Genomic DNA, 25,981 nt, shown 5'->3' with positions numbered 1-25,981 from the left:
CAAGAGGAAAACCTTTTAGTACTTTAGCACTAGGAATTTTAATAGGGGGTGATTTTTAATCTGTATTGTTGGAGTAGTGTGTAATTCTGTTGTTTTGTAAAATTTTTCTATTAGAAAGGTGGTCAGGATGACTTTTAAAAATAATATTAGGTTTGCGATTGTTGCTTTATGTTTAGTAGCGTCTAGCATCCCTGTACATGCACAAGAAGAAGTTGTTTTGGAAGAACCAATAGAGTCGATCCATCAGCAAATCCCTGTATTACACATGAACCATGCAATATCTATATTGAATAAGAACAATGCCCAAAATAATAGACAAGATTCCTCTTTTGGTATTTACTATGACCAAGAAGGTAATCAATATGGTCCAACGGATTTTGATGTGGAACAAGAAAATATATTTATCTTGGATAATGCGAAAAATAAAGTAAGTAAAGTATCCTCTACAGAAGGAAGAATGGATGCATCAGTCCGCTTAGAGTCTCCATCGATGATATGCGAAGATAAAGGCAATATCTATATTTTAGATATAGCAAATGGACAGATTGAGATAATTGGAGTAAACGGTAGTTCCAAAATCAAGGACATTGATCTAGGGAAAAATGAGGCTATCTCCGAATTTGAAGTTGTGAATGGTTGTATCTATATTACGCTTTTTGATGATACAGAGCACACAATTCAATATATGGATCAAGGTAAAAGGTTTGTAGCTGTGAATAATTTTATTGGTCGAATTTCCAATGAATATATTTATACTTTTGCTTTAGAAAAGAATAGCGAAAATGCGTACAACGGAACTATGACAGTTTCGAACTTAAATAATGAGCTATTAGCTAATCTAAAGATTATCTCTAACTATCCCCTATATGGAGCCAAATTACTTGGTGTAAATGAAAAGGGAAATTTTTTGGTTAGTAAAACCGTAAATATAAATGGGAAAAGCACGAGTATTTTGGATGAAATAGATCCAAATAGTAATATTATCAATGAAGAAGAAGCAATAACACACGCAGATATGCTAGAGCCCTTTATTTTTGATAATGGAAAAATTTATAATGCAAAAGAAAATCAAGAAGTTTTGAAGATAGTAGCAACTACTGTAGAAGGCCAACCAGAAACTATTGATAAGAAGAGTGGAATTGAGATTTCCCCTGAAGTAGTGCCTTCTCCGGTGCAGGCCTCAATTTCGAGGAGTCAAATTATGAATATTGCTCGTTCATACCATACATCTTTCTCGTGGAAATGTACCAGTAGAAACATCAGTGCAATGAGAGGTTACTCTAAACCTAGTTATATTAATGGCGCTGGAACATATACTTGTATGCCATACTGTTGGGGTGGCTTTGACACTAAGGAATCGTTTATTCGAGGGTTAAAGAATGGTGGCAGAGCAGGAAATATTAATACAAGGTCTGGCAAAGTTGGAAATACCTTTGGTTTAGATTGCTCAGGATATGTAAGTAGATGTTGGGGCCTAACATCCAAAAGAGGCACAACTACAATTGAAAATGTGGCAAGACGGATTTCGTATAGCAGTCTGCAACCAGGAGATGCCCTGAATTATCCGGAAGAACACGTTATGTTATTTGAAAAGCGTGACAGCAACGGGGACTATGTATTGTATGAAGCAACGAAATTAAATGGATATGATCGAGTATCTCATACAATACGTTCAAAATCGAAAGTAGAGAGTCAGTATAAAGCTATTCGGTATAATGGCATATGATCCATAGATAGCTTAACGTATAGATAGATGAATGCATAGATGAATGAGTGTAGGAGGCCTTTAATGAAAAAGATGGCAGTATTGTTATCATGTTTATTGCTTCTCCCTTCAGTAGCCTTGGCGAAGGGACCTTCTCCTGTTGGACGTTACGTTGGAGTTTACGTTAATGGGCGGGAACCCTTAGAAGAAGATGTGATGCCCGTTATCCGTCACAATCGAACGTTTCTTCCTTTGCGTGCGGTCACTGAAGAATTAGGCTATGTCGTGTCGTGGAATCAAGATAAAAAGGAAGCAACTTTAACGAAAGGTAAAGAAAAAGTCGTGATGACGATCGGAATAAAATCTTATCGTCAAAACGGAAAAGATGTGGCGATGGATGTCGCGCCATATCTAGAAAAAAATCGCACATTTATTCCGGCGCGTTACTTAGGGGAGGCGACGGGGCTTTCAGTCCAATGGATGCCAAACGAGCGCATCGTCACCGTCGGAAGCTATCCTCAAAAGGATATTCCTGGAGCGAAACGGATCTACATCAAGGAAATAGATATGTCCTTTATTTTACCGAAAGATGCAAATATTGATTACAAGCTCGAAAACGACGAGCTTTGTTTCTATGAAAAGTCGAATGAACAAATAGGTGGCGATGGTTTTCTCTTTCGCCTTTCAAAAGTCAAAAATCCGAGGACTGATTGGTGTAATGGTCCTGTGATCCTTGCTCATAAAGATGGCATCTACTACGGTGCAGATTTCCGAGGAGATCCAGCGGAAATTCAAGATAAGGCACTAAGGGAAAACTTCGAAAAAGCTTACGACTATATTGATGATATTCTGATGACAGTTCGAGTAGGAAAGTAAGAGGAAATTCTATATTAAATAGTGTTAATAGTGTTGGTGGAAACACCGGCACTATTTTTTTATTATAATTCTGGTCAGACTCAATTTAAAATAAACTTCGAAAAGTTTATCAAACCATAAGTAACGGATATCAAAGAATTGTTTGATTTTAATTTATAGACCAATTCATGTAGGTTCAAGATAGAACCTAAATATTTAGTAATTTACTCCCTTTTAGTGTAATAAAGAAAATGATTAATGACTCTTTTATCCATTCACTTTTGAAGAGATAGCTTTACGAACGAAGCTTGAATCGTTTTTATTACACTAAGATTAAAAACATAATCTGAAGAATTTACAAAATCTTAGTTGATATGTGCAATCGCACATGATATCATCTAACCAAGATATAACTCAATCACATTTCGTATGGAGGTTTAAAATGAAAAAGAAAATGTTAGTCAAAAGTGTATTGTCCGTAACATTAGCTACAACTATGCTCTCTTCAGCAGGGGTAGCGTATGCCAACCATGCTCCTGTGAATGCGAATGACAAGAAGATTCAAATTAATGGAATTAAGTATTTGAAAATTGCAGACTTAGAAAAAATGGGATTTAAAGTAATTGTTAAAGATGGCGTCCTAATTCTTGAAAAGGATGGAAAAATTATTCACTTAAAGTTAAATCAGAAGACTGCTTTAGTTAATGGCTTAGAAATTTCTTTATCTAACGTAATTTACTCTAACGAAGGAGTAAATGAACAAGCTCTAAAGAATCTATTAGAAGCATATGACTCCGGCAGAACCTATTATGTTCGTAATATCTTAACGAAAGACGAAGACACAGTTAAAGATTCGAAAGCTGTAGAAGAACCTGGAACAAGACCTGAAGAACCCAAGAAAAAAGAAGAAGGCACTTTAGATCTCCTGGACATTCTGAAAGATGAAGAATCGAATAAGAAGATTTATGATGATCTAAGCAAAGATAACGAAGTATTTGATAAACTGTTTGATTTCAGTGTAGAAACCCCTGGAACAGAAGAACCTGGAACAAGACCTGAAGAACCCAAGGAAAAAGAAGAAGGCACTTTAGATCTCCTGGACATTCTGAAAGATGAAGAATCTAACAAAAAGATCTATGACGATCTAAGCAAAGACAACGAAGCTTTTGATAAGCTCTTCAATTCAAAAGGTGAGAACTCTGATAAAAAAGAACAAGATGAAAGCCCAGAACAAACGCCTGAAATCGTATATGAAGAGATAACCGTCAAATTAAAAGATGGAAAAACCGCTACTGTTAAAGTTCGATATGATGAGGCTATGGCTCAAAAACATCTCGATCTTTTGAATAACTACAGAAAAGAAAACGGGCTTCCTAAAGTCAAAGACAATAAAGAACTAGTCAAAATTGCAAAAGAACGTGTTGCTGAAATTGTATATGAAAAAATGACGACCGGAACCATTAGCCATACTCGAACGAATGGCGATGCAATTAAGAAAATGAACGACTTTGCCGGTGAAAATATTCAGAATATACGTGGGACTTTATCTGAATCAGAAATGAAACGTGCTTTGGATAACTTTATTAATTCTCCTGTACACAATGAGGTTATGAAGCATAATGAGTATGACAGGAACGTAGGCGTAGGAGTAGGCAACTACGAAGATAGCGGTGTATCTCGAGTCGTTGTTGTACAACTATACGGAAAAGATTTAAAAGGTAAGGAAAAATATACTTTTGACGAAACAGAAAAACAAAAAATAGCTGAGGAACGAAAGGATGAAGAAGAAAAGAAACTGATTGACGATGTAAAAGGTCAAATCACCGATGAAATCAATGGAGAATCTGAATCCGTAGTACAATCTGAAGCCAAGGAAACTTCCTTCACTAAGGAAGAGAAGGCTTTAGTTGCAGAAGTTAAAACAAAGATCGAAGAAGAAATAAACAAAGACGGAAACACAAACGAAATCGTCGCGTCTCCTGAAGAAGCAGCACCGACTGATAGTAGTGAACAATAAAACAAGAGCCTTGCGTTAAGCGAGGCTCATATAACTATAAGTTCTCTCTCATAGATAGGTGTCATTGCACATTTATCTGATATAATTACAGTAATAATAAACGGAGAAGGAACTTAACATGAATGAAACAAATAATATTATTCTTTTAGATCCCGAGGATCTTCTAATCGATCCAGAGAATCTAATTTATGAAAGGGATCCGGAGGATGATGAAAAACTTAGAGAAAGTATAGATCAATATGGAATCCAAAAACCTTTATTAGTATATGAGAATCCTAGTGGCAAATATACAATTATTGATGGACATCGCAGAGCAAAAATAGCAATACATGGTGACGCAATGGTACCTTGTATTCTGTTCCCGATTGAAAATTCCCTAGATCTCATAAAAGCTAAAATAGCCGTTGTGCAATCAAACCATGATGAAAATAATCGATCTGTACAAGATAAATACCGTGAAATAGTTTTTCTAGAAAAGTATATTAAGGAATTAAAAAAGCTAGACCCATCGGTAAAGGGACTTACTAGAAAGCTTATTGCTGAAAATATAGGATTAAAAGAACGTCAAGTAGCTGACTATACAAAAATAAAAAACAATTTAAGAGAAGACGATATGAAGTCTTTTTTATCAGGAAAAATTAATGTTAAAGAAGCTCTTAGTATAATAGATAATTACAAAGAGTTTATACCTGACGCAGTAAGCGAGTTATTTATTAATGATGAAAATAATCCTAAAAAAAACAATCGTTTTTCCGGGAAAAGTATAGACGAAATAGAAACCGTTATTTTCGATATGGTACACAATGAATCGACTTTAAACGGTTATAAAATTGAGCCACAATCGAAGAAAAAAATAAGGCTAACTGATTTAAATACAAATCAAAGTCAAATATTCAAGATTAGAAATATTGCAATAAATATACACGACTACAACGAAAGATATAACGAGCGAGCAGGTGAGGAAGCAAATCCGAAAGTTCAATCTATCTATGATCTAACAATGAACTTAAATAAAGAAAATTTGAATCCTATTGATCGTAGAATCCTATCAGACGTAATAGAAAAATTGCACGGCAAGGGAGTTTAGGATGGAAAAGAAAACATCTAAAAGCCAAATGCGTGCAACGAAAAAATGGAAGCAAAAAAATAAAGAAAGAAACCGTTTTTTATCCTATCGATCGACTGCCTTTCTTTTTGCTAAATCTTATGCAACAAAGGAAGACATAGAGGAGTTAATAAACGTCTTTCAATCCGAGAATCCCAATGCGAGAGAAGAAGAGGTGGAGAAATGAAACTGTTAATCAATGTTATCTCTTTTTTCTTTGAAACAAAGTATAAATTTCTAATTATCTTTTTATATTTTCTTAAATGCTCGTAAAGCCTTATTCTATGTGCTTTCGAGTATTTTTACTGTAGGAAGATACTTCACGTTTCTTTGCATATTTCCTCATGTCTTAGCTGTCAGAAGTGGTAAATTAGTAGTAAATTCATCTGTACTACTAAGCAACAAGACGTTCCTGCTGTTTCTTTTTTTCCAAGCGGTTCATCTCTGCCATAGCAGAATCGAATGTAGCATGTGCGTAATAGTTCAGCGTCATGTTTATATTCGCATGCCCCATAATGTACTGCAATGCTTTTGGGTTCATTCCTGCATTTGCATAGTTAGTGCAGAACGTATGACGCAAAATGTGTGGAGTGATATGGGGTAGCTTATCCTCATGATATTTATTGTATTTCTTGACAAGGTTTTTCAACATACCATTGTAATCACTTGCCACTTTAGGATAGTCTTTCCCATTGAGAAAAAGGAAATTACTATAACCATCAATCACAACACATTTACGGTTCTTCCGATTCGCCAGCACTCGCTGAAACGCTTGATAGGCTTCTTCAACCATAGGAACTTGTCGTTCGCCACTTTTAGTCTTGGGAGTTTCAATGTAGTATCCATTTTCAGTATCTCGTAGTAACTGATGGTCTACCTTGACAAGACGATTTTCAAAATCCAAATCTGGAAGTGTCAGACCGCCAAACTCTGAAATACGAAGACCCGTTTTTAAGAGTATCAGGATTTCATCATAATTCTTGCTGTAGGTCTTATCAGCTTTCGCAAAGGATAACAGCTTTTCTTCCTGCTCCGTTGTCAATGCGACTTTAGGAACAGTATCATCATCAATGACGGTATTTAGCTGGAAGTCAAAGGGATTCTTCCGAACACAATCGTCTTCAATCGCAATATAGAATGAAGCCCTTAAAGAACGCTTATAGTTATTGATGGTTTGATAAGCATATCCATCTTCACTCATTCTAATCGCCCATTCTTTAGCGTCAGACGGTTTAATGCTGTCTATGCTCCTTGCACCTAACTTGTCCTTTGTCAAAATATCCATCAGATATTTCCGTCCAGTTTGCGTGCCTTTCTTCACATTGGGTCTTTGAGCATTCTGCTTTGCGTAAAGCTGACAAAGTGTCATTTTCTTTCCTACAACATCAATGCCATCATGAATGTCTTTCAGTAGCTCCGCAACTTTTTCCCGAAGAGGAACACAATCACGCTTTCCTGCTGGTACTCTGTCTGTAGCCACCAGTTTCCATGAGTAGATAAATTGCGGTTCTCCAAATGAATCTACATATTTATATAAGTATCTTCCGTCTTTTCGTTGGCTCTCCCCAGTCTTTAAAATGCGACCTTTATTGTCACGTCTTTTCTCTGACATGGCTTTCGCTCCTTTCCAAAATGGAAAGAGCCTTGATACGACTTAATGCTATTTTATCATATCCAAGACCCTTTGGCGACGCTAGATTGCGTCCAATTTATCAATAATTTTTTCAAACTGTTTTCGCTTTATCTGAATACGATTGCCATTCATAATCAGCCAATCAGCATTTTTATTTTCATCTGCCAAACGACGGAGCTTATTTTCGCCAATACGGAAATACTTAGACGCTTCTTCAATGGTCAGGGTATAACGCTCCCAGATAGGAATATCTGTCTGCTTCATAAAATCCTCCTTTCCCAATCACACGTTAGATTTCATAAAAGTAGTTTTACAAGCAATCGAACAGCTTTAGCAAAGCTCACGGGAGTTCCACCCTTGCACGGTTCTCGTCCAACTGTACTCATTGCCTGCGACGCTTTTAACGCTCGGACTATGACGATACAGGAGTATCATTATTACGATAAGAATGTCTTCGCTGGCAATCCTGCTAAAGATTACTTCTCGGATCACTGACATGAATCGCTCGCTATCTTTACAGGGCAGGTCATGGCGGTCAGCTCCGTTGGCTCTTTTCTTATCGAAATGTATTCGACTGCTGTTATTCAGTTTTCAAAGAACAGATGGCTTGTCAGCCTATCAAAACATACTGAAAGACAATATGCTTTGATGGAATAACAAACCTCCCCAATCGGGAAGTATGGAAAGCTCGTCCGCACTTCCACGAAAAGAGAGATAAATCGGTGCTACTCAATCTCAAATGACAGGATTTTTGTAATCAACCTGGTTTCCATTCGTCCACGTAAGACCTCATCAACGACCATACTTTGATTGCCATATTCATCTTTCATCAACCGTAGAGAGCGTTTAGCAATGTACCCTCTGTAATAATGTAGAATCTGGTTAATCGCTTCTGTATCGCCATCACAAGCCTTTACAATCAATGGGAATGGAATTCTGGAATATTCTTTTCTCATTCTTCGTTTTCCTCCTCCATAAACTTCTTGATTAAGGCTAGTCCACTGGTTCTATGCCGATAGACAGTAGAACGGTTCAATTTCAACAGGTCTGCAATTTCTGAATCGCTCATGTCCATAAAGTAAAACAGCAGTAGAATTTCACGTTTCTTGTCTGGCAACTCACGTAATGCTTCACTCAACAAATCATTTTCAACGCCTACTGATAACCCATTGAGTGTAAAAATCTGAAAGTCAGTTGAATAGTTATCTGTTGTCGCAAACTGGCTAACAAGATAATCGCCAACATCCGAAAAGGACACCTCACGCTTTGCAATCCTTGAAAGATAAAGCATATAATTCTTTCGCTCGTCTTCCATAGCACGTTTACAGATATAGTCAAACTGATTTTCTATTGTGGTCTGAAAAGAAGATGGTTTCATGTTTCTCACCCCCTTTCTATCTAGGAAAGGAAGTGAGCCTTGCTCGTTTATCTCCTTTCACTCTTAGTCCCAATGTGAAAGGGGGATTTGTTGCATTACTGATAAATAAACTTTGTAAAAAAGTTCTGAATAGCCAAAAAAGCATATAAACAGATTTATTTCTCTGTTTACATGCTTCTGTTATTCTATCTATATGATTTATAAAACCACATTGGTGGACGTACTTATCTATTGCAGATAGACGACTTTTTTTGACAAGAACCCAATGTAAGGAAATTTATTGTATATGATGTACTTCATGGCGACGTTGACCTCCAACAAACCGCCATTTGGAAGTAATATACAATATTTTAACAGCGTAAATAGCACTACCATATAACGGTTTTTTTTATTGGCGTTTAGTAGTGCTTTTTATTAAATATAAACCTATAAACCATATAACACGTTTTTCTATACCTGTTTTTAATTCAGTAGGAACAATAAAATGTATAGAGGTGGTCTACTATGCGTAAAAAAGAAGATAAATATGATTTTAGAGCCTTTGGTTTAGCCATTAAAGAAGCTCGATTGAAACGAGGTTTAACTCGTGAACAAGTGGGAGCATTGATTGAAATTGACCCACGGTACTTAACTAATATTGAAAATAAAGGGCAACACCCCAGCATACAAGTTCTTTATGACCTTGTATCGTTACTTCATGTTTCCGTTGATGAATTTTTCTTACCTGCTAATAACTTGGTAAAAAGCACCCGACGATTACAGATAGAGAAATACATGGATAGCTTTACAGACAAAGAACTATCCTTAATGGAATCTTTAGCCAGCGGTATCAACGAAGCAAGAAACATCGAAGACTAATTAAAAGAATCCATACATAACGGAAAGAGCCGATAAAATGAGATTGTATTAATCTCATTTTATCGGCTCTGCGTCTTTGCGTCTGGCTCTGTAATCACAGTTACTTTGAACTGCTTTATTTCAATTAAATTTTCTTGTCTGCATTTCGGACAATAGAGGGGGAATTTTTTTAATTCAGTATCTTCCCTTATCTTTAATCGTGTTTTATTTCCACATACAGGACACAATATCCACTTGTAGTTTATAATAACTATCTCCTCCTTTACACTTTAATTCAAATCTTTATTAAAAAATATTTCATCTTATTTAACAAGAAACCATATTTATATAACAACATAAAATACACTAAGTTATTTTATTGAACATATATCGTACTTTATCTATCCGACTATTTGGACGACGGGGCTGGCAAACAGGTTCACCGGTAGTAACATGGTACCCTTTTAACTCTGTTAAACAAACACTACGTCCATTTGTAAAGAAAGTTAAATCACTACGATATTCTTGAATACACCGAGCAGGGATTTCTCCACTAAGAATGACCTCATTATTTTTCAATTGAGTGTCTACGATGTTCGCACAATATTTAGGAGCATCGTTGTATGCTCGTGAAAGATATTCCTGTGGCGCATAAATTTTAAAACTAAGATATGGCTCTAACAATTCTGTTCCAGCTTTTTTTAAGACTTGTTCCAATACAATAGGAGCAAGCATCCGAAAATCTGCTGGGGTACTAACAGGGCTATAGTATAAGCCATACTTAAAACAGATTTTACAGTCCGTCACATTCCAACCATATAATCCTTGTTCGCAACCATAGCGTATCCCTTCCATAACTGCATTTTGAAATGATTGATTTAAGTATCCAAGAGAAACCGAGCTCTCATACTGCATTCCACTTCCCAACGGAAGCGGTGATACAGATAAACCAATGGAAGCCCAGAAAGGATTTGGCGGCACTTCGATGTGAATGGTATATTCTGCATTTTTTAACGGTCTCTCCATATAAATGACTGTAGGCTCTTTTAGTTCTATCTCCACATGATACTTTTCTTGCAACAGTGCACTAATCACTTCCATTTGTACTTTCCCTAAGAAAGAAAGTATAATTTCATGTGTCGTAGAATCCACGTAATATCGTAGAAGCGGATCACTATCTGAGATTTCCAAAAGGGCATCAAGCAACATTTCTCTCTGTTCAGGTTTACTCGGTTCAACAGTTGTTTGTAGTAGAGGGTGCGGATTTTCAATCTTTTTTCTCTGTGGCAATAGTTTTGTATCTCCAAGAACACTATTTAACTTCAAAAACTCATTTTGCAAAATAACAATTTCTCCAGAATAAGCTCTATCAATCTTACATAATTCACCATTTATTGAAGTATACATTTCTGTAACTTTTATTTTTTCTTTTTCTGATACTCTAACCGAATCTCGTAAATGTAGTACTCCACTATAAAGGCGTATATATGCAAGACGTTGTCTTTTTTTTGTATATTCAATTTTGAAAACATTTCCGCAAAGTTCAGACGGACCTCGATGTGTTGATGAATAAAATTTATTAGTAATAACTTCTATAAGGTTATCAATCCCTATATTACTTTTTGCACTTCCATGATAAAGAGGGAACAGAGAACAATTCTGAAATCTTATGCTTTCCTCTTGTTCGAGTTCCAATGCTTCTAATGATTTACCGGACATATATTTCTCTAAAAGGTCATCGTTTCCCTCTATTACCGTATCCCATTGTTCAGATTCGGTAAAGTTCGTCACACACATATTAGGATACAGTTCTACCTTCTGTTTGATTACAATTTCGGCAGAAAGTTTCTCTTTAATATCCTGATAAACCGTTGATAAATCAATTCCATTTTGGTCAATCTTATTGATAAAAAAGATTGTGGGAATCCCCATTTTCCTAAGTGCATGAAATAATATACGAGTTTGTGCTTGTACGCCATCTTTTGCAGAAATCAGTAGAATTGCCCCATCTAAAACTGATAATGAACGATATACTTCTGCTAAGAAATCCATATGTCCTGGCGTGTCTATGATGTTCACCTTCGTATTTTCCCACTGAAAAGAGGTTATTCCTGTCTGAATTGTAATTCCTCTCTGACGTTCTAAAAGCGTATTATCCGTCCTCGTTGTACCTTTGTCCACGCTTCCTAATTCTGTAATCGCTCCACTGTTATATAATAAGCTTTCTGTTAAGGTAGTTTTTCCTGCATCAACATGAGCTAAAACTCCAATATTAATAATTTTCATGTGATTTTCCTCCATTCAAAAACCCAAAAGGGCATAAAAATCCCAGTGATAAATACTTTTATCACTGGGATTTTTATGCATAACCATAGGTATACAAAGCATACAGATATTCTCTGGATACTTTAGAATCACATGATAAAGGTATTCTTAAACTGGGTACAAAAAACTAAGCCCTCCTAAAAAAGGACATCCAATTATTTGTTCCCACTATCAAATTGACAGTTTATTTAAGAATACCTTGCCGCATATTTATTAACTCCTTTTAAATAGATACTTAAATAATAGCACGTAAGAGCATATTTGTAAAGGAATCTCCAATTTTTTATCAAAGAGAGTACGTGATTACAAAATAGCTGTAATAATGTACCAATATTTGTTATTCTATAATCTTCCAATTACTCCCGTTCTTTTCAAGTACCAAATCAAATTGAGATACCTGCGTTGCTTTGGTCTGCTGGTCGATATACTCCACTGTCAGCGATACCGTGACTTGATTATCCTTACGATTGTGAATAGGATTTACCAGTTCTTGAAAGATGTACTCTTTTCCGATTGGTTTTAATATCCCGTCATTCACATAGTAGGAAAGTTCACTGGCTGTCGCTGTAGGATAGAGCTTGAAGAACGTCGTTAAAAACTCATTGATTTCATTGGTTGTAATGGAATCAACCGTCCCCTCACTTTCAATGGCTTTTGGTTTATAACTTGATTTCTTAGGTATGTTGGTAATGGTCGGATTCTTAACCAGTACCATATTTCCAGAACCATCTACATAGACACTCACTATATAAGCAGAGTGGACGGTCTTTGTATTTTCTCCCTCTGTAATGAGCTGGTCTACACTGTAGGTTACATTAAACTCATTGTCGCCAGTTGGCTCTACCGTCCATATCTGAAATCCTCTTACAGAAGACGATACAGGAATATCTTTGCGTACTGTATCAACATTGAGAGCTTGAAGTTCATCTGTCAGATAGCCTTTTAGACTTTCCATTCGATTATCAATGGACTTATCGGATTGCTCCCATGAATAGTAGACTTTCGCAAAGTTCTCTACAAAATTTTCTACATGATGAGTATCAACGTATTCCTTTTCTATGATAGTTGTTTCGTGAATAGTATGAGTATCTATAGCTGTAAAGTGCTTGAATATCGCAAAGCTGAAACTAAGCCCTAAAAGTACCCACAAGGCAATCACAACCTTTTTATGAGGATTGACCTTATAGTAGACACGAGGTTTCTTTTCCTTTGGTATCTGTTTTTCTTTATTCTGATTTTTTCTAAATTTCATCATTAAATCTTCCTTTCTCATTGTTTGATTCGTCCTGCTCCCACTAAATGCTGTTGCCAGTAGGGGCTTGTTAAGTCGGCATAACCGATTGGGTCGCCTGCATGAAACATACGGTTATTGCCAAGGTATATCCCAACATGAGTAATATAAGAGCCAGCGTTATAGGTAGAATGAAAGAAAACCAAATCGCCAGCTTGTGCTTCCGATAGTGGGATATGCTGGGTCACATCATATTGCTGTTGTGCGGTTCGTGGTAAGTTAATTCCAGCTTTTCCATACGTCCATTGTGTCAGTCCGCTACAATCAAAAGAAGTAGTCGGGGAAGCTCCACCGTAAACGTATCGCCAGCCCTCATATTTCAGTGCTTCGTCCATGATGGCTTGTACCGTATCATCATCAAACTCTGTTGTGACAAGATACTGCGTTACCAGTTGCACATAAAACATATTGCCATAGTTGTATCGCCAGCCCCCATTGATAGGTATGGCTATGGGATTGGGGTAAGACACTTTTTCGCCACCTGAATACTCTTTTGAGAAACTTTGAGCCAGTTCAAAGGTATATTTATTTCCACGATTAGCCACATACCCTAAGAAACCACCACCATAATTGTAGGACTGGATAACCGATTCTAAATCTACACTGAGCCTTTCGCTACTGGCTAATAATTCACTGAAATACTTCACACCTTGCTTAATGGATTCTTCTGTACTCAATGAATTAGGTGGAAGACCGAGGGATTCCGAGGACTGCATAACATCTTCCGCAGTACCGCCCGATTCCACCTGTATAATCGCAAGAAGTATGTTGACATATTCTTCAACGCCATATTCTTTGGCATATTTTTCTACCATAGGCTTATGAGCCAGCACTTCTGCGGAAACATTCACACCTCCATAATGAATATTGGAAATTCCGCTGTCCTGTTCATCTGAAAATAAAATGGCAACAAACAGAAGCAGTGAGAAGACCATCAAGAATAATCCAGAACCACCAATCACTAAAGTTTTCAACTTCATGGTTTCTTACCGACTTTCTTAATGGTGGCGGTTTTGATTGGTGGTCTACTTCTTGTATTTTGTAGTGGTACTCTTTGAACAGTAGACGGACGTTCTTTTGTGATTGGACGTTGTGAAGTTCTATCTGCTGTAGTGGTTGAAGTTGCTGGCTTTTGAACGGTTTTTTCTTGAACGGTATTGCCTTGGCGTTCCACTTTTGGACTTGAAAAATCGGACTTAACTGCTGGACGCTCTTGTTTGGCTTGTTGAGATTCCTTATATGAAGTCTGAATATTAGACTGTTTTGAGGTCTGTTCATCATGATATTGTTCTTGTCTTGTAGTCGGTCTTTCATGAACAGAAGAAGCAGGCTGTTTTTTCTGTTTGACCTGTTCCATTTCAGAGCGACGCTTCGCAATGGTTTTTCGCCTTTGTTCCTGCTGTTCCTTGCGTCCACTGGCTCTGTCCGCTTTGGTTTGAGAAATACTACTGGTTAAATCACGGACATTCTCTTTTACTTTGGATTTTCCTTGATATACTGCATATCTTGCATTGGTCGGCAAATCTTTAACCTGTTCTTTCAAACCACTAGCAGTGTCTACCATTCTGTCTTTGGTATCAGCTACTGTACCGATGGTTTGACCGATACGTTTTCCAAGTGTTGATTTTTCCTTTCCGTCTGGTCGGGAGTGATCTGCTTGTGTCCTTGCAGAACTCCCCGAACCCGACTGTCCTTTTTTACCTGTAACAATGGCAGACCCAGCCCCTAGAGTAGTCATGGAACGTCCAAGTTTCCGCTGTAGACGGTGCATGTGAGCGTGCATAAGCATACGAGGTTTTCTCATCACACGACTTCCCACACTTTGAGAATCGTTACTCTGTAGAGAAAACATACTCATTAAATCGCCCAGCTTGAAGTAGATTCCTGCAAAGGTCACAATCTGTAGAAAAGCAATCAAAAAGAACGGATAACCAGCCGATAAGGTATAGAGCATGGTTGAAATACTAAATGCTGTCGTAATAATCAATGTGATTCCAGCTCGTGTCAAAATGGTATTAAAGAGCTTTGTTATGGCTCGTTTTGACATACCATCAAATGATGGAATCATGCTTAAAATAAAGCTCACAGGCAGAAACATAGCATAGATGATAAAAAGTACCTGCGAGAAAATCATGATTCCTGTTAATAGGAATACAAATATGGAAATCCCAATATTGAAGACAAATAGGAAGAAGACTGTACCTAAACGGTTAATGGTCTTTGTAATGGTTAGATTGGTATTGCTTCTGTCTTCAATTTCTTCCGCAACAATTTTTTCTCTGTCTTCGCCATTGTTGGAATCTGGGCTGGTGGAGAGCAGGCTTTCCACACGGTCAATACCGATACTTTCAATGTCTGAACTGTTGTATTGAAGCAGTAGCCACGGTTGCTGAACCTGTATGGAAAACAGGCTATCTCTGATTAAGTCCACGCTGTCCTTGCCTTGACTATCGGAATGGGGCATGACAATCTTCGTGCCAAGTGATAAACTGGCATTACTGATGTCTGATGAAAAGTCATTGATTTTTTTAATGTAGTCGGGAGCGTAGGCAATAAAGGAAGCCGATAGGATAAACACCAGCACAAAATTCATAATGGCATGAATTGCCTTTGTGGTTTCTCTCTTTATCAGTCCCGTATAGGCAACATAAACCCCAAGAACCAAAATCAAGAGTAAGAGGAATCCAACATAGAAACCCTCTGTTGAAAATCCGTTTGCACTCACACCAGCTAAGGTCTGCATATTCTTACCAATGGAATCTGCTGTAGCGGAAATGAAGTCTAAGGAATAGGCTTCCTGTACTAAGTAACCTGTCGCATTGGAAACATACAAACTGATTGTCCAAATAAAATTGGTAATGGCATATAGTCCATACATGACCTGTTTTCCAATCCCGTCCGACCAGTTCCACGGAAGCCAGCCCCAGCTATTATCCACATAAAAATCCAGTTGATAGTTTTCAAGTGGGTATCGGCTGTATTCATTTGCCACATTGACCGTATCATCTACCAAGCCCGCAGCTTGAACCACCGTTCCCAGCATGGCTAAAAGAAAAATGGCAATCACAAGTGTGAAAGCCACTGTCATTGCCACTTTACCTAGACGTTTCAGCGTCCAGTTTGATTTTATTCTGTTTACTATTGATGGTTTCACATTTACACCTCTTTTCGCACAGGTGGTCTGGTATCAAAGGCATGGAGCAGTTCTTCAAATACAGGGTGGAACTGTATCACACCGACACGACCATATAAATCACTGATAAGGCATTGCCCGTTTTCCAAATCACGCAATCGCTTCTGATTGTTTTCGTCCTCTGGGTCTACACCAAAAAAGGCTAAGGTCTTTTTAATCTCGTTAAGGTCAGTGGAACGAAATGCAAATTTTAAGCCGAGGTTATTTTTCAGTTTTTCATCTAAGAGGTCGTCTGTATTTTGGGTCACGAAATATACCCCAGCGTTCATAGCACGACCAGCCCGAACCAGCTTCATAGATAGTGTTTTTCCTTGTGCTACCTGTAAAAAGCTCCATGCTTCGTCTAAATCTACAATCTTGAAAATGCTTCGGTCTGTATGGATAAAGTCTAAAGCAAAGGTACTAATGACAATCAGCATAGCAACGGATAAAAGCTCCATAGTGGTATATTCCTCAAAGGAAGTTTCCTTGTCGGGAAGTACCAAGTCCGCAACCTGTATAATGTTCAGTTGTTTTTCTAAGCTGATAGACTGCTCCACATAACCATTACTGAATAATAAATGTGCAAAGTCATAGTCTGTAAAACTTTCGATATGGTCGGCTATACTGGTACTTAGTGGCGTATTCTCAACCCGTAATTCCTCAATCACTTTCATCAACCCTCGTACTTCACTATTGGTTACTGCACGAATGGCTTTTCTAAGGATTGGGAAGCGTTCCCCATCACGAGAGGAAATCCCCGTAAGGAATGTCAGAATATCAATAGCCAGTGATTCAGAATCTTTGGGATTTTTCATAATCACATAAGGGTCAAGTAAGCCTTTGTTTTTCTCATCAGAAGTCAGAGTGACGATATTGATTTCATGGGAAATCTCTGGCAAGGTTTCTTTCCATCTGCCACGTTCTGCTTTTGGGTCTACAATCACTGCTTGTGCCCCATAAAGCACCGCATAATAGACGATAAGGTTATTCGCAAAGGATTTACCACCACCCAGCGAACCAACAAAAGCCGACGCTAACGCATTGGTTACTGAACCCTTAACCCCTTGACTGGCAAGAGCAGGTTTCAGATAGACATTGCGTCCAGTATCTAAGCTGTAGCCAACATAAATCCCCTCATTTTCCCCCAGCATTTGAGTAGCACCAAAACCTAAACCAGCGAGGAAATCAGAGGTCACGTATTGAATATAATCATTCATATAACGCTTGCTGGCAGGTAAAAATTCTTCATGTAAGCCGAGCATATCCCCAAATGGTCGTACCAGTTTTACGCTTAAATCGTCATAAAAATCTTTCACTTCATTACAACGACGTTTGAGTTCGTCAAGATCATTTGCTGATACCCTTACCACATAAGACAGCTTGTACATAGATTCCTTGCTTTGGTCTAAATTGGTTTCCAGCTCATTCACACTTTCCAGAGCTTCCGCCACATTGGAGCTGGTTTCATTATCACTTTGCCAAGCGTGGTTATCCAAGTCTTTCAGTTCTTTCTTTTTATTGCGGACAGTAGATAGGGCTTTACGATTCGCTACAATTTCCACATTCATTGACGTATCAATCGGGAATGTAAATTGCTGTTGCTGGTAGTAGAAGATTTCAGAGGACGGGAAGTCCAGTTCTCCGACAATGCTGTTAATGGTAAAGTAAGCTACATAGACGGTTTCATCTTCCTGCTGGATTTTCAAATATCGCTGTTTTTCTTCCACCAAACAGCGAGTAGGCTTAATCAAGTCATAGTATTTAATCAGCGTTTCATTATCCAGCTTTTTCTTTGATAGATGGTACTCATACTCTTCATAGGCAGTGCCTGTCTGTCCGTAAAGGTGTTCAATCAGATAGCCGAAGTCGTCCTTATCTAACCTGCGGATTTTGAAACGACGAGAGATTTTATTTTCTAAGAGCTTTTCCATCTTCTGAAAACGCAGGATTTCATCATTACTCATACTAACAAAATCGCCCATCAGCTTATGGTTCACATCATAGACAAAATCAGACAAAGCATTTTTTGCTTCAACGGTAAGACTTTTCATAGAAAACTCCTGATCGTTGAGAAGCAACTTAAAGCCGATAAAGAAACGGTAGTTCACTTGATTTTCGCCAATCATGGATATTAAAGCGTCTGTCTGTTGGTCGATTTTGTCATAGGCAACCGCTTTGAGCTTGCCAGTGACTTCATTTTTGGAACGCTCTTGTGCAGAACGTATGCTGGATTCTGTACTGATTTGTAAAGCATGAATTTTGCCATCACGATTTTGTGCGATAAGCTGTCTGAAAGAATCATGCACTTGTATTTTCTGTTCTGGACTTAGAAATGAGTAATTGTAAGGAACAAGCTCATAGTAAGCATAACATTCCCCGTCTTTATTCCAGACGAGATTGTTTTCAATGTATTTAATTGGATATGCCATAAAATTCACTCCTAACTGCTGTAATGGCTTCTTGTGGCTGGTTTCTGCCAAGCGTTACTTTTTTTCCTGCATAGGTCAGCTTTGGTCGCAGTGCATAAGCAATGACAGACTTCAAAAATCCATAAGGCTTTTTACCATCAAAAGTTTTTGTAGACATAAACCATGTGAAAGCCACAGGAATCCCAAAGTATTTGAGAAATGCTCCCTCTATCATGGAAAGAGGGGGCAAGTTGCCAAGTATCATCACTGCAAAGAGTGACACGACAAACCATGTCATTTGCGTAAAGGTTATGGGAAACGGAAGTCTAAAATCATTGATAGAATACAGTACCTTTTCCACAGACCAGATACTGGTATAGCTTCGTATTTTCTTCATGTAATCAATCCTTTCATAAAAAATAGGGGTAGCTGATTGAGCCACCCCGTAAAATAGAAAATCTGCCAGTAGTAATGTACCGACAGATTTAATAGACGATTTCAAAAATCCCATGATTGGTTGAGATAAACGTTCCTGAAAGGTCTAAATCCCGACCATAGGCTTGATAATCAATATAGTTTTGAAGACTAGCTGGTACTTCGCCTAAAGCACCCGTTTCTTCAATGTAGTAGCGTGCCACGTCATACATATCATCACAATCGGAATGAATGATAATATCCTCTTGATGTTCGCTTAGTTCTTCAATGCTTGAAAAATGAGTGAGCAGAGCAGATAGCTCCGATTGTAATTCTTCGGGTAATTCCGATACCATTTCCCATAGTCGATTGAGTTCGCCAATGGAAGTGTATTCGTCAACCGTAAAGGGTAACTCGTAGTCATGAATGGCGTATTCCTCATATTCATCATTCAAGCCGATTTTCTCTTTGACTTCCTCAAAGTCAATGGGAAAGGTAAACCACGCACCGACCAATTCGCCCTCATTGTATTTGCCTAAATTCGCAATATAGACTTGCATATCGTCCATATATTCACGTCCTTTCTTTGTAGAGATTCAAAAATCCCTACCGCACTTCGTTTGGTGTACCATTCCTTTGCGGAACATAAGAAAACCACTTATATTCCACAAAAGAACGGTTTTATTTAAGCACCAATAATGCGATTGAATAGCTCTAGTAAAATGTCTTTTACTCCAGCAGCGTTGAAGACTAAGCCAACCGCAATAATCGCAATAATTAAAAAGCCAATCAGTTTGCTAAACTCACGCTTGAAGCCAAGATACAAGCCAATCACAACGATTGCTAAAAGCACCAGTGATTGAGCGTTTGATAGAAACCAGTTATAAAGGTTTTGTCCAAAATTCATAAAAATGTTCTCCTCTCTATATTCAATGAATTTGTATTTGAGTTATTTTTTTGTTGTTATCACGTCCTGTTCTTTTACTGACTGTTGCTTCAAAATCTGCTTGTGTCGGTCTGTCAGTTTCGCATGGTCGAGAATGTCTTTTACAACCTGCGTCTGGTTGATTTCATCAAGTTTAATCGCAACCTTTAAGGTCGGGGCAACTTGATGAGATAGCCAGTTCAGCGTCCTTTGGAAGGAGTAAGGCTCTGGTTTTGTGGTTAGTTTTAATCGTTCACGATTGTTCCCAATAAACCAAGCCCATTCTTCATTCAGTTTCCAATCAGAACGAGGTTTGGAATCGTCTTTATCTACAAAACGGATATACCGATTGATAATTTTAAAGGCGGTATGCTCTGGATTGTCATAGACGAGTAAATCACGGACTGCATAATAGGCACGCTCATTTTTCAATCGAATCTCAAAACGGTTTTTTACTTCTGCGTCTTCAATGGGAATATCATTTTTCTTGTACTGCTCGTAGTCCTTTTCATAGATACAGAAATAAACTTCACTTTGTAATGAACCGATATAGAGGGTGTTTCCCATACATTCCTTTTCCTCTTTGCGTACCAGTTCGCCACTGCGATAGCTTTTAAAACTGCGGAAGACGGAGATACATTCTTCCTGTTGGCACTTTTCAGTGAGTACAGGGATATTCAAAATCCCTGTCTTATCGTTAATGGCAAGGTCAAGGCGTTTCATCACACCGCCAGCCACCAAAACGTCCATAAAGAACTCATACCAGCTTCTTTGTTGTGCCAGAAGATAGCTTTCAAATTGTCTGCACCCACGACCTTTCAATTCCACCAGAACTCCTTTGTCCAGTTCATGGGAGCAAAGGACGAATATGTCGCCTAAAGCATAATGCTCTGAATAAGAATAGAAACCATAGTCCTCATGAAGAAAATAGGACAGTTTCAGTTGTAAGATGTTTTCGACCACCTGCTGTACGTCTGTTGTCGGAAAGCGAATCCTTACATAATCAAACAGCATTTCAAGGGGAGCGTCGGGATTGAAGCGTTCCAGAGCTTCCCAAAGGGACTGCTGTAAATCCTCTGATGGCTTGACTTTTCCTGTTTCAATATCGCTTAGATACTGCCTTGTAATACCAGTCGCAACAGCTAAACGGTTTTGAGATAGTCCATAAGCCAAGCGTTTTTCTTTTAAATGCTGTAACCAAGTTTGTTCATTCAGTAAAAATCCCTCCAATCAAAAAGGCGTATGTCAACTTTTAAAGCCCATTTGACATACGCTGAAATTTTGTAAATCCCTTGTAACCAAAGGATTTTCTAATGTTTTTTTGACTGTTTCCTGTCGATTTGTACCCCCCTGTTAGATACGGGGGGTTAAGTGCTGGCGTGGCTATTGCCACACCAGCCAGCAAGATCAGTCCACACCTGCGACTTCCGCTTCGCACGTCGCCTGCGTGGACTGTCTGCTGTTGGATAACTTTTTAATTTCCTCCAAGAAATCATATCCTTTTGGTACAAGGGGAGTATAAAACTCTGATATGACACTTGTTCCTACATCAACATAGCCACGACCTTTGATTCGCTTTAAGAAGAAATCCTTTTGTACGTCACTGCCAAACATCATGCCATAGCCCATTTCAGACATACGACCTAAAGCCACTCTGAAATTAAACTGATCACGGATTCCGTCGCCTAAATATTTTGCGTCTGGACGTTGACAAGCCAGTATTAGAAAGAAGCCAGCTTGACGACCTAACATGACAATCTGTTTCAGCTTATTCATAACTGCGGTGTTTTCTTTTGTTCCCAGCATTTCCATGAAAGCGACGTATTCATCAAAGATTAAGAAGTGTGCCGGGAGACCTAAGTAAGCATAATTTTTGCCAGTCTTATAGTTCTTCATCTGCTTCATTTCCTCACTACGTTTCATCATTTCTTCATAGAATGTTTCAATGCAAGAAAGCAAGTCTTCTTTTCTATAGTAGACATTTGCCATCACAGAACCTAAGTCCGCAAGGTCAGCATTTTTCGGGTCAAGAATATACAGTTTTGAATCTGTATGAAGCAAGGCTTCAATCAGTGTCAGTATAAAGTAAGTTTTACCGCCACCTGTACCACCAGCAATCAACATATGAGGGAGCTTATCATATTCCCACCATACGTTTTTCATTAAGCGAAGTTTACCATCTTTAGCTTCTACTTCATCAATAGAAATACGACTGGCTATGGTGTCATAGAGCAAAGTATATTCCACATAGGAATCCTTTAACTCTTTATCCGTCAGCTCACAGTACAAGCCACTCTCTAATTTCTTTTCCAAGTGTAAGAGTTGGTCTTGATATTTTCCCAGCGTGATTTCCACCCGTATCTGTATCAAGCCATTTTTAAGTCGATAATACATTTTAGGGAAGTAGGTTATCTTTTCCTTTGTACGACCAGCACTATCTTTAAAGAAACCCTCTGTTTTGACCTGTTCAGATTCATACCACTTGTTTTCAAGTATCATCTTTGCCAGTTTTTGACGGTGGTAAAGTTGTTTAACCGTATCATAGCGAACCCGTTTGAATACAAACGCTACCAGCAAGCAGATAAGAATTGCGACACTGAAACTGATAATTAAATAGGGAATGTCAATCTTATCTGCTTGTGATAGGTTAAAATCCTGCCAGTTGATCTGCTGGATTGTCTTCACATGAAACAGTCCGACAACCAGCAGGAAAACAGGCAGGAGTGACGCTATCGTAAAATGAAAGACTAAATCTTTACCAGATGGGCGAATCCTTTTACCACGCTGTTTCATGCGAAAAAGTCTCCTTTCTACCTAGCGACTATTTGTCTTGTGTCGGTTCTTTCTTTGCTTGTGGTTGAGCTTTGAATGAACTAGAATCCTTTGTCAGCACAATATCGTCTGCCTTGATATACCAGTCAACATCTGCTCCTTGATAGGTGGCAGTAGCAACGGTGTCCGCAATGGGATTGATAAGTTCCACCCGTGCGTTATAATCAAACTCTTTCAAAGGCACGCTGGCAGGAATACTTACTTGAATCATGCGTCCTTGTCCTTTGGATTTTAAGTCATAGGTACGTTCCTTGATTTCATCTGAAACCGACCCGTCTTCATTTTGGATTCTCACTTCACGACGTAGAGCAGAGAATTTCAATTCTCCAAAAGTCGTGTCTTTATCTAATACAATGCCATTTGCTAATCTCATCATTTTTCCTCTCTTTCTTTATTCTTTTATCATGTCGTCAGCATGTAAAAGGTAATTTGTAAAACCACGAGTGCCGATTTTGTAGCCCTCTGCGGTAATACGTGGATTGACTAACTTCACACGTTCCTCAAAGCCGAAATGTTTTTCGCCAGCTTCAGCAGGAAGCACCACCACAATATCATCTGCTCTTTGAACATCAGAATAGAGATTATAGCTTCTTGATAAGACAGTTAGCCGTCCGTTGATTCTTCGCTGAACGACTTTATCCTCGCCAGCAAATTCTAAATTGCCGAATGTTTTTTCCATGTTGGGAATCACAAATTTAAGTTCCATATTTTTACCTATCCTTTCTTTTTTATTGGCTGAATGAATGTTTGATGGTCTTAAAGAGTGGGGAACGACCTTTTGATTCTTGATTTTTTGTTTTCATAAGTTCACTTCCTTTCAAAATCGGGTAAAAAAATAGACACCTCATTTTTTGAAGTGTCTACCTATTAAATATTCAAATTTTATTGGAAGTATCTTTATATCTTCACTTTTCAAGGATAAATCGTCGTATCAAAGCTCATTCATAAGTAGTAAATTAGTAGTAAATTGAGTGGTTTTGACCTTGATAAAGTGTGATAAGTCCAGTTTTTATGCGGATAACTAGATTTTTATGCTATTTTTAGGAAAAATCTTGTTTAAATTAATTGCGATAGCCTGTCATCTATTAATTGCATTCGTTCTGCTTGCATTCTCGGTGTTATCTCTTGTGATAGGCTGTCAATTTTCCAGACGATAAAATATTTCTTTTATACTAGCATAGTCTGGAAGGGTCGGAGCTTTGCGCTTCGATCCTTTTTTGTTGTATTAGAAAACCCCCGGTTAGACCGGGGGTTCCGTTTAGCTTTGGCGATGAGAACCTAACAGCCTCTCGTGTTATGATAAAAAAGGTCTGGAAACCACGCAACATTATCATCAACAGGAGGTAAAGATGTCATCGCTAAATGACACTCATAGTCTATCACACACAAAATGGAATTGTAAGTATCACGTTGTATTTGCACCGAAATATAGAAGAAAAGAATTCTATGGGTCAAAGCGACTCGAAATAGGTGCAATTTTGCGAGAGTTATGTGGTTGGAAAGAAGTCAACATATATGTAGTCAATAATATTGTATCTTTCGTCAATAGAGGCTTCGCCTTTTGTATTAAATCTGTTCTCAATTTAACAACCCTGGTTTAGCTTACCGAGAAAAGGTACGTTTAAATTATTTAAGGAAACCACCTAAAAAGTGAAATGAGGAACATTGAATAGATACATTACAATAAATTAGAATTCTACTACCACAAAGATTAGAAAATATGAAAAAGGGGAAGTTATCAAAAAGAAAAGAGAACTTTAATACAGTGCAGAAATACTTGACAAAACAACATGTGGATGTTATCCTAGCTTTAGGAAGCCTTATGCAAACTATGATTCAACAGTGCCATCAAAGATCTAAGAAAGGATGAGAAAATGATGAAAAAGGTTTTGTCTTTAGTTATCTCCTTGTTAGTGATGCTCTCTGTTTCAAATGAGGTATTCGCTTTTTCTGCAGAAGGAGAAATGAGTTCTAATGAGAGAATAAGGCAGGTAGCTATTGAATTTGTAGAAAAAGAGTTTTCGGATTTTAGTGATTCTAACGATGTGAAGAGCAGTGTGGTTGACAGCAAAGCGGAAGGCTTGAAAAAACATATGCTTGACCGAAAGGAAATAAAAGCATATAAAGAAAAATTAATAGGAAGAAAGTTAACCTTAAAAAGCTTTAAAGTTTTGGATGAGCAGTTAGTTCCTGTAAACGAAAATACAGAAGATGTTTTGTTGAAAATCCAATATAATTATTGGGATGGAGACTTAGAATCCAAATTGATTGCGGATTACAAAATTAGAGTGACAAGAGATAATGATGATTTTTATGTTTATGCTGCGATTTCAAATGACCTTTCTGATGGAACATTATTTCCTGAAAATTTAACGTTAGAAGCGAAGGAATTACCTTTGGATTCACAAATAAACTCTAGTGCTATGAACAAAGAAAGAGCTTTTTCGATGGGAAATTCTAGTATAGATTCTGCTAAAGATAGATTTGCAGAGTATATTAAAAGCATAGAATTTGAAAAAGAACTTAACGATCAATCTGCAATTAGACCTATGTCTGGAAGATTTGCCTATTTTTCCAGTCAACAAAAGGCAAATATGAGGCGATATCAAGATAACTATTTTAATGGATTTAACTCAGCTTACTACAATTTTACAGGAAGAGGGGGAGACTGTACAAATTACGCTTCACAAATACTTAGAGCGGGTGGCGCACCATTCAAAAGCTCAAGTTCATCGTCGATAACAGGATCTAACTATTGGTACTATAGATCCATAAATGAAAGAAGTTCCTCATGGGCTGGTGTAAATGAACTAAGAACGTTTTTAGTTAATAATTCTTCTCAGGGGCCTGTGGGATATTTTTCTAGTACTTTTGGTGCGTTAGATACAGGAAGCATTATTCAACTAAAGAACGATAGAGGTCGATATTATCATTCAGTTGTAGTCTATAAAAAAGGTGGAGACCCTTGGGTAACTGCGCATTCTTCATCTTATTCAGGATATTTCTCCAGCAGATGGGGGGGTATTGACAATGTTAAGATAAGAATTGATGGATACTACTATTAATGCTATTTTCAATTAG

General features: G+C 37.8%; 25 protein-coding genes and 1 pseudogene. 8 read left to right on the top strand and 18 right to left on the bottom strand.

Annotated features, from left to right (window positions below):
• Positions 1-127 precede the first annotated feature (127 nt).
• The 5 genes from OCV31_RS05295 (at position 128) to OCV31_RS05275 (ending at position 5,869) form a co-directional block, all read left to right on the top strand.
• Entirely contained in the window at positions 128-1,726 is a 1,599-nt protein-coding gene (locus OCV31_RS05295; protein WP_108831250.1) for an NHL repeat-containing protein, read from the top strand.
• 63 nt (positions 1,727-1,789) lie between these two features.
• Positions 1,790-2,581, top strand: a complete 792-nt coding sequence (locus tag OCV31_RS05290; RefSeq protein ID WP_068367206.1) for a copper amine oxidase N-terminal domain-containing protein — start codon at positions 1,790-1,792, stop codon at positions 2,579-2,581.
• Between the two features lie 421 nt (positions 2,582-3,002).
• On the top strand, positions 3,003-4,577 hold the full coding sequence (locus tag OCV31_RS05285; RefSeq protein WP_068455153.1) for a CAP domain-containing protein: 1,575 nt from the start codon (positions 3,003-3,005) through the stop codon (positions 4,575-4,577).
• 118 nt (positions 4,578-4,695) lie between these two features.
• Complete coding sequence (locus tag OCV31_RS05280; RefSeq protein ID WP_108831251.1) at positions 4,696-5,664, top strand: ParB/RepB/Spo0J family partition protein; 969 nt, start codon at positions 4,696-4,698, stop codon at positions 5,662-5,664.
• A 1-nt stretch (position 5,665) separates the two neighbouring features.
• A complete protein-coding gene (locus OCV31_RS05275; protein WP_068367200.1) occupies positions 5,666-5,869 on the top strand; it encodes a hypothetical protein in 204 nt (67 codons plus the stop codon).
• Between the two features lie 207 nt (positions 5,870-6,076).
• Here the strand turns inward: OCV31_RS05275 and OCV31_RS05270 are convergent, their stop codons facing one another.
• The 4 genes from OCV31_RS05270 to OCV31_RS05255 form a co-directional block, all read right to left on the bottom strand.
• On the bottom strand, positions 6,077-7,294 hold the full coding sequence (locus tag OCV31_RS05270; protein ID WP_001291569.1) for a tyrosine-type recombinase/integrase: 1,218 nt from the start codon (positions 7,292-7,294) through the stop codon (positions 6,077-6,079).
• Between the two features lie 81 nt (positions 7,295-7,375).
• Positions 7,376-7,579 carry an excisionase gene (locus tag OCV31_RS05265; RefSeq protein WP_000814510.1) on the bottom strand — a complete coding sequence of 68 codons (204 nt, stop codon included), beginning with the start codon at positions 7,577-7,579 and terminating at the stop codon, positions 7,376-7,378.
• A 461-nt stretch (positions 7,580-8,040) separates the two neighbouring features.
• Complete coding sequence (locus OCV31_RS05260) at positions 8,041-8,271, bottom strand: helix-turn-helix domain-containing protein (RefSeq protein ID WP_001224508.1); 231 nt, start codon at positions 8,269-8,271, stop codon at positions 8,041-8,043.
• A complete protein-coding gene (locus OCV31_RS05255) occupies positions 8,268-8,693 on the bottom strand; it encodes a sigma-70 family RNA polymerase sigma factor (protein ID WP_005957428.1) in 426 nt (141 codons plus the stop codon). The genes OCV31_RS05260 and OCV31_RS05255 overlap by 4 nt, the downstream gene beginning before the upstream one ends.
• Before the next feature lie 504 nt (positions 8,694-9,197).
• Between OCV31_RS05255 and OCV31_RS05250 the strand changes: the two genes are divergently transcribed.
• Positions 9,198-9,551 (top strand): helix-turn-helix transcriptional regulator, encoded by a 354-nt coding sequence (locus OCV31_RS05250; RefSeq protein ID WP_001227347.1) that lies wholly within the window; start codon positions 9,198-9,200, stop codon positions 9,549-9,551.
• A 59-nt stretch (positions 9,552-9,610) separates the two neighbouring features.
• On the opposite strand, the gene OCV31_RS05245 is transcribed toward OCV31_RS05250, so the two are convergent.
• The 14 genes from OCV31_RS05245 to OCV31_RS05175 all read right to left on the bottom strand — a co-directional run bounded on the left by OCV31_RS05245 (position 9,611) and on the right by OCV31_RS05175 (position 23,606).
• A complete protein-coding gene (locus OCV31_RS05245) occupies positions 9,611-9,778 on the bottom strand; it encodes a cysteine-rich KTR domain-containing protein (RefSeq protein ID WP_000336323.1) in 168 nt (55 codons plus the stop codon).
• A gap of 118 nt (positions 9,779-9,896) precedes the next feature.
• On the bottom strand, positions 9,897-11,816 hold the full coding sequence (tet(M), locus tag OCV31_RS05240; RefSeq protein ID WP_000691736.1) for a tetracycline resistance ribosomal protection protein Tet(M): 1,920 nt from the start codon (positions 11,814-11,816) through the stop codon (positions 9,897-9,899).
• A 15-nt stretch (positions 11,817-11,831) separates the two neighbouring features.
• Positions 11,832-11,918, bottom strand: a complete 87-nt coding sequence (locus OCV31_RS05235) for a tetracycline resistance determinant leader peptide (RefSeq protein ID WP_011058339.1) — start codon at positions 11,916-11,918, stop codon at positions 11,832-11,834.
• Between the two features lie 274 nt (positions 11,919-12,192).
• Positions 12,193-13,110 carry a conjugal transfer protein gene (locus tag OCV31_RS05230; RefSeq protein ID WP_000975335.1) on the bottom strand — a complete coding sequence of 306 codons (918 nt, stop codon included), beginning with the start codon at positions 13,108-13,110 and terminating at the stop codon, positions 12,193-12,195.
• Between the two features lie 14 nt (positions 13,111-13,124).
• A complete protein-coding gene (locus OCV31_RS05225) occupies positions 13,125-14,126 on the bottom strand; it encodes a bifunctional lytic transglycosylase/C40 family peptidase (RefSeq protein WP_000769868.1) in 1,002 nt (333 codons plus the stop codon).
• Complete coding sequence (locus OCV31_RS05220) at positions 14,123-16,300, bottom strand: CD3337/EF1877 family mobilome membrane protein (protein ID WP_000804748.1); 2,178 nt, start codon at positions 16,298-16,300, stop codon at positions 14,123-14,125. The genes OCV31_RS05225 and OCV31_RS05220 overlap by 4 nt, the downstream gene beginning before the upstream one ends.
• Positions 16,301-16,302: 2 nt before the next feature.
• Positions 16,303-18,750 (bottom strand): conjugal transfer ATPase TcpF, encoded by a 2,448-nt coding sequence (gene tcpF / locus OCV31_RS05215; protein WP_000331160.1) that lies wholly within the window; start codon positions 18,748-18,750, stop codon positions 16,303-16,305.
• The gene (locus tag OCV31_RS05210) at positions 18,734-19,240 is read right to left on the bottom strand and encodes a conjugal transfer protein (protein WP_000506270.1); all 507 of its coding nucleotides are present in this window, start codon (positions 19,238-19,240) and stop codon (positions 18,734-18,736) included. The genes tcpF and OCV31_RS05210 overlap by 17 nt, the downstream gene beginning before the upstream one ends.
• Positions 19,215-19,712: an antirestriction protein ArdA gene (locus OCV31_RS05205; RefSeq protein ID WP_000342539.1), complete on the bottom strand. Its 498-nt coding sequence runs from the start codon at positions 19,710-19,712 to the stop codon at positions 19,215-19,217. Before OCV31_RS05205 ends, OCV31_RS05210 begins: the two co-directional genes overlap by 26 nt.
• Positions 19,713-19,828: 116 nt before the next feature.
• Positions 19,829-20,050, bottom strand: coding sequence for a hypothetical protein (locus tag OCV31_RS05200; protein WP_001009056.1), 222 nt, complete (start codon positions 20,048-20,050; stop codon positions 19,829-19,831).
• Positions 20,051-20,092: 42 nt separating this feature from the next.
• Positions 20,093-21,298, bottom strand: a complete 1,206-nt coding sequence (gene mobT, locus OCV31_RS05195; RefSeq protein ID WP_000398284.1) for a MobT family relaxase — start codon at positions 21,296-21,298, stop codon at positions 20,093-20,095.
• Positions 21,299-21,475: 177 nt separating this feature from the next.
• A complete protein-coding gene (locus OCV31_RS05185) occupies positions 21,476-22,861 on the bottom strand; it encodes an FtsK/SpoIIIE domain-containing protein (protein ID WP_000813488.1) in 1,386 nt (461 codons plus the stop codon).
• A gap of 28 nt (positions 22,862-22,889) precedes the next feature.
• A complete protein-coding gene (locus tag OCV31_RS05180) occupies positions 22,890-23,276 on the bottom strand; it encodes a YdcP family protein (protein WP_000985015.1) in 387 nt (128 codons plus the stop codon).
• 15 nt (positions 23,277-23,291) lie between these two features.
• A complete protein-coding gene (locus OCV31_RS05175; RefSeq protein WP_000420682.1) occupies positions 23,292-23,606 on the bottom strand; it encodes a YdcP family protein in 315 nt (104 codons plus the stop codon).
• A 643-nt stretch (positions 23,607-24,249) separates the two neighbouring features.
• Between OCV31_RS05175 and OCV31_RS05170 the strand changes: the two are divergent.
• Both OCV31_RS05170 and OCV31_RS05165 read left to right on the top strand, forming a co-directional pair.
• Positions 24,250-24,414: pseudogene (locus OCV31_RS05170) on the top strand (transposase); the annotation flags it as partial.
• A gap of 360 nt (positions 24,415-24,774) precedes the next feature.
• The gene (locus OCV31_RS05165) at positions 24,775-25,965 is read left to right on the top strand and encodes an amidase domain-containing protein (RefSeq protein ID WP_108831252.1); all 1,191 of its coding nucleotides are present in this window, start codon (positions 24,775-24,777) and stop codon (positions 25,963-25,965) included.
• The last annotated feature ends 16 nt before the right edge of the window (positions 25,966-25,981 follow it).

Source organism: Aedoeadaptatus acetigenes (assembly GCF_025566985.1).
Taxonomy (GTDB): domain Bacteria; phylum Bacillota; class Clostridia; order Tissierellales; family Peptoniphilaceae; genus Aedoeadaptatus; species Aedoeadaptatus acetigenes.
This window is presented reverse-complemented; position numbering and strand designations above follow the sequence as displayed.

Excerpts from the sequence above, each read along its gene's own strand:
- OCV31_RS05275 (WP_068367200.1), top strand. The coding sequence starts at position 5,666 with ATGGAAAAGAAAACATCTAAAAGCCAAATGCGTGCAACGAAAAAATGG.
- OCV31_RS05235 (WP_011058339.1), bottom strand. The coding sequence starts at position 11,918 with ATGCTTTGTATACCTATGGTTATGCATAAAAATCCCAGTGATAAAAGT.
- OCV31_RS05295 (WP_108831250.1), top strand. The coding sequence starts at position 128 with ATGACTTTTAAAAATAATATTAGGTTTGCGATTGTTGCTTTATGTTTA.
- OCV31_RS05265 (WP_000814510.1), bottom strand. The coding sequence starts at position 7,579 with ATGAAGCAGACAGATATTCCTATCTGGGAGCGTTATACCCTGACCATT.
- OCV31_RS05290 (WP_068367206.1), top strand. The coding sequence starts at position 1,790 with ATGAAAAAGATGGCAGTATTGTTATCATGTTTATTGCTTCTCCCTTCA.
- OCV31_RS05165 (WP_108831252.1), top strand. The coding sequence starts at position 24,775 with ATGATGAAAAAGGTTTTGTCTTTAGTTATCTCCTTGTTAGTGATGCTC.
- OCV31_RS05255 (WP_005957428.1), bottom strand. The coding sequence starts at position 8,693 with ATGAAACCATCTTCTTTTCAGACCACAATAGAAAATCAGTTTGACTAT.
- OCV31_RS05185 (WP_000813488.1), bottom strand. The coding sequence starts at position 22,861 with ATGAAACAGCGTGGTAAAAGGATTCGCCCATCTGGTAAAGATTTAGTC.
- tcpF (WP_000331160.1), bottom strand. The coding sequence starts at position 18,750 with ATGGCATATCCAATTAAATACATTGAAAACAATCTCGTCTGGAATAAA.
- OCV31_RS05200 (WP_001009056.1), bottom strand. The coding sequence starts at position 20,050 with ATGAATTTTGGACAAAACCTTTATAACTGGTTTCTATCAAACGCTCAA.
- OCV31_RS05285 (WP_068455153.1), top strand. The coding sequence starts at position 3,003 with ATGAAAAAGAAAATGTTAGTCAAAAGTGTATTGTCCGTAACATTAGCT.
- OCV31_RS05270 (WP_001291569.1), bottom strand. The coding sequence starts at position 7,294 with ATGTCAGAGAAAAGACGTGACAATAAAGGTCGCATTTTAAAGACTGGG.
- OCV31_RS05280 (WP_108831251.1), top strand. The coding sequence starts at position 4,696 with ATGAATGAAACAAATAATATTATTCTTTTAGATCCCGAGGATCTTCTA.
- OCV31_RS05175 (WP_000420682.1), bottom strand. The coding sequence starts at position 23,606 with ATGGAACTTAAATTTGTGATTCCCAACATGGAAAAAACATTCGGCAAT.
- OCV31_RS05205 (WP_000342539.1), bottom strand. The coding sequence starts at position 19,712 with ATGGACGATATGCAAGTCTATATTGCGAATTTAGGCAAATACAATGAG.
- OCV31_RS05210 (WP_000506270.1), bottom strand. The coding sequence starts at position 19,240 with ATGGGATTTTTGAAATCGTCTATTAAATCTGTCGGTACATTACTACTG.
- OCV31_RS05180 (WP_000985015.1), bottom strand. The coding sequence starts at position 23,276 with ATGATGAGATTAGCAAATGGCATTGTATTAGATAAAGACACGACTTTT.
- OCV31_RS05230 (WP_000975335.1), bottom strand. The coding sequence starts at position 13,110 with ATGATGAAATTTAGAAAAAATCAGAATAAAGAAAAACAGATACCAAAG.
- OCV31_RS05225 (WP_000769868.1), bottom strand. The coding sequence starts at position 14,126 with ATGAAGTTGAAAACTTTAGTGATTGGTGGTTCTGGATTATTCTTGATG.
- OCV31_RS05260 (WP_001224508.1), bottom strand. The coding sequence starts at position 8,271 with ATGAGAAAAGAATATTCCAGAATTCCATTCCCATTGATTGTAAAGGCT.
- OCV31_RS05250 (WP_001227347.1), top strand. The coding sequence starts at position 9,198 with ATGCGTAAAAAAGAAGATAAATATGATTTTAGAGCCTTTGGTTTAGCC.